Consider the following 3,419-nt stretch of genomic DNA (forward strand, 5'->3'; position numbering starts at 1 on the left):
GCGCAGGACCGCCCTGTGCGGGAACGAGTCCCGACAGTTCGGTGGGCGCGAAGACCTCGAGATCTCCGACCGGGACGTCGGGTCGGAGGGTCGCGTCCGCCAGGAGGCGGGCCAGGCGATCGGCGAACATCTGGATCGTTCCCGGCTCGACCAGCGCGGTCGCGAATGTCATCTCCAGATCGGTCCCGTCCGGGTGCTCGGTGTACCGGACTCGCAGATCGGGGTCGCACATCGCCGTCCGGTCGCGGGCGTCCGCGAACTCCAGGACCACCTCGAACGGATACGGACCGGTGGGTGGGTGCGGCAGGTCCAGAACCTCCGCGACCTCGTCGAACGGCACCTCCGCGTCGGCGAAGGCGGCAGACTCGGTCGCGCGTGCGTGGGCGAGTAGCTCGGCGAACGAACAGGCGGCGTCGACCCGGGTCCGCAGGATCACCGGCCACCGGTGCGGTACGGCGACGGTGGCCCCGATCGCGATGTCGTCGGTGGCGCTCAGCCGGGCGAGCAGGGCGATCAACGCGGTGTGCACGACGGACAGACCGGCGAAGGCGCAGTCGCCACCGAAGGAGTAGTCGCCACCGAGGGTTCGGATGCGCTGATGCAGCTCGGCCGGGAGACGGAGGGTGATGCACCCGTCGTGAGGCAGCCCCGCGTGTGGCGGTACCGGACGATCGGTGCGGAGGAGCCGGTGCGCGGACAGCCCGTCGAGAGTGGTTCGCCAGTAGTCGAGTCGAGCGGTCTTGCGGCGCAGCCGCGCTCCTTCGGCGGCGGTCTCGGCATGAAGATCGCCGATCCTGTCCTCGGTGTCCCCGGCGAGGAAGTCCTCGAGCAGTGCGACGAAGGCCCTGTGATGCGCACGCAGTCCCTCATCGGTGTAGCGACCGGGATTGCCCCGGAACTCCACCACTGTCTTCTCGGGTGTGCCGCTCCGGTACACGTTGACGAGCAGATCGTCGACCGGGCCGGAAGTGACCACGTGGAACTCGCCGGTCATGTCGCCGAGAACGATCTTCGGGTGGAAGAGCATGACGTTGACCATGGGTCCTGCCAGGAGGAGTGTGGATTTCCGGTCCCCGGTCTCGCGGCGGATGTCGTCGAGCGTGTAGCGCTGATGTCGCAGTGCACCCATCACCTCCAGTTGCACCCGCTGCAGCACCGCGGCGAGTGTGTCCCCGGGTTGTTCACTCACCTGCAGCGGCGCGACGGTGGCGAGCATCCCGCCGGAGCGTCGCAGTACCGCCGTCGTCCGGCCCGAGACCGGCAGATTGACCAGCACGCGCTCCTGTCCGGTCATGCGTGCGAGGTAGCAGCCTAACGCCGCGACGACCATGGTCGCCGCGGGGACGCCGAACACCTCGTCGGAGTGTTCGAGCCGCCCGACTGCCCGGTCCGAGAGGAATCCTCCGGCCAGGGTGCTCTTCGCGACGGCCGGCGCCACCACCGGCGACAGGCTCGAGCCCTCACCGAATTCGGCGACGCGCTGCATCCAGTACGCGTGATCGGATTCGAATCGTGGCGACGATCGGTAGTGCTGATCGATGGCGTAGAGGGTGCGCAGGTCGGCTGCCTGGCTCGGCTCGGGCGAACGCCCCTCGACCGTCGCCGTGTACAGCTCGGCTACCCGGTTCACCAGCGTTGTCGCACCGTACCCGTCCAGTGCAATATGGTGAATCCTGCTGTAGCACAGGTAGTCCTGTTCGCCGATCTGGAGCACCGCGGACCTGGCCAGGAGATCCCGGGTCGGATCGATGGGGCTCGTGTAGTCGCGTTCCATCCACGCGTGCGCTGCTGCGGCCGGATCGGGTGTTCCGCGGAAGTCGACGAATCCGGTCGACAACCCGAGGGACGGATCGACCACCTGAAACGGTTCCCCGTCGACCTCGACGATCCGCGAGAAGGTCGATTGGAACTCTCGTCCCGCTGTCAGCGACGCCTCGGCGAGAAGCTCGAGGTCCAGTGGCCCGTGCAGTTCGACGTACTGCGCGATGCAGACCGGAACTCCGGGTGTCATCCGTTGGGCGAGCCACATGCCCCGTTGTGGCGACGACAGCGGGAAAGCGGCGCCGGCCTCGTCGGGGTCACGGTGGACAGAAACTGCAGAATCCAAGGAGGATCCTCCCCAAACAAGTCGACCAGGGGTCGTGGGTGTCGATCAAGTTCCTTCATCGGCGGAGTGTGGGACGTGTTCCATCGTGAACCACTTCGGGCCGTCACGTGCCGAGTCGCCCGAATTTCGCCTGGTCGGGGCGCGGTGACCGGCGCCCACCTGTGACGCCGTAGAATCCAACGACCGTGAGCCTTACCCTCGGAATCGTCGGACTGCCCAACGTCGGCAAGTCCACCCTGTTCAATGCGCTGACCAAGAACGACGTGCTGGCCGCGAACTACCCGTTCGCCACCATCGAACCCAACGTCGGTGTGGTGGAGCTGCCCGATCCGCGGCTGAAGAGGCTCGCCGAGATCTTCGGTTCGCAGCGCATCCTGCCCGCCACCGTGTCGTTCGTCGACATCGCCGGCATCGTGAAGGGTGCGTCCGAGGGCGCCGGTCTGGGCAACAAGTTCCTGGCCAACATCCGCGAGGCGGACGCCATCTGCCAGGTGGTTCGCGTGTTCGCCGACGACGACGTCGTGCACGTCGACGGCCGAGTCGATCCTGCTTCGGACATCGAGGTGATCGAGACCGAGCTCGTCATCGCCGACATGCAGACGCTGGAGAAGGCTCTGCCGCGTCTGGAGAAGGAAGCGAAGAAGAACAAGGACCTCAAGCCGCTGCACGAGGCCGCGCTGGCCGCGCAGGAAGTGCTGAACGAGGGCAAGACCCTGTTCAGCGCCAAGGACCGGCTCGATTTCGGTCTGCTGCGTGAGCTGAGCCTGCTCACCACCAAGCCGTTCCTGTACGTCTTCAACGCCGACGAGTCGGTACTGACCGACAAGGCCCGCGTCGAGGAACTGCGCCAGTCCGTGGCTCCCGCCGACTCCGTGTTCCTGGACGCGAAGGTGGAGCAGGAGTTGCTCGAGCTCGACGAGGAGTCCGCCATGGAGCTGCTCGAGTCGATCGGTCAGAACGAGTCGGGACTCAACGCACTCGCCCGTACCGGCTTCCACACCCTCGGCCTGCAGACCTACCTCACGGCAGGCCCGAAGGAAGCACGCGCCTGGACCATCCACAAGGGCGATACCGCCCCCAAAGCTGCCGGCGTCATCCACACCGACTTCGAGCGCGGCTTCATCAAGGCTGAAGTGGTGTCGTTCGAAGACCTCGACGCAGCCGGCTCCATGGCGGCCGCCAAGGCCGCAGGCAAGGTCCGCATGGAGGGCAAGGACTACATCATGGCCGACGGTGACGTGGTGGAGTTCCGCTTCAACGTGTAGCCCCTGGTAGTAGCTGACGAGGTGCCGCCGACCCACGGGTCGGCGGC

At 66.7% G+C, this 3,419-nt stretch carries 2 protein-coding genes; one reads left to right on the forward strand and one right to left on the reverse strand.

From position 1 onward, the window contains the following. Positions 1–2,107 (reverse strand): condensation domain-containing protein (locus WAW17_RS23455; RefSeq protein WP_422335301.1); only part of this gene is annotated, 2,107 nt, incomplete at its 3' end. A 185-nt stretch (positions 2,108–2,292) separates the two neighbouring features. On the opposite strand from WAW17_RS23455, the gene ychF reads away from it, so the two are divergent. Then, positions 2,293–3,372, forward strand: coding sequence for a redox-regulated ATPase YchF (gene ychF / locus WAW17_RS23460; RefSeq protein WP_422335302.1), 1,080 nt, complete (start codon positions 2,293–2,295; stop codon positions 3,370–3,372). Positions 3,373–3,419: the final 47 nt, after the last annotated feature.

The sequence above is a fragment of the Rhodococcus sp. (in: high G+C Gram-positive bacteria) genome (assembly GCF_049286785.1).
Lineage (GTDB): Bacteria > Actinomycetota > Actinomycetes > Mycobacteriales > Mycobacteriaceae > Rhodococcus_F.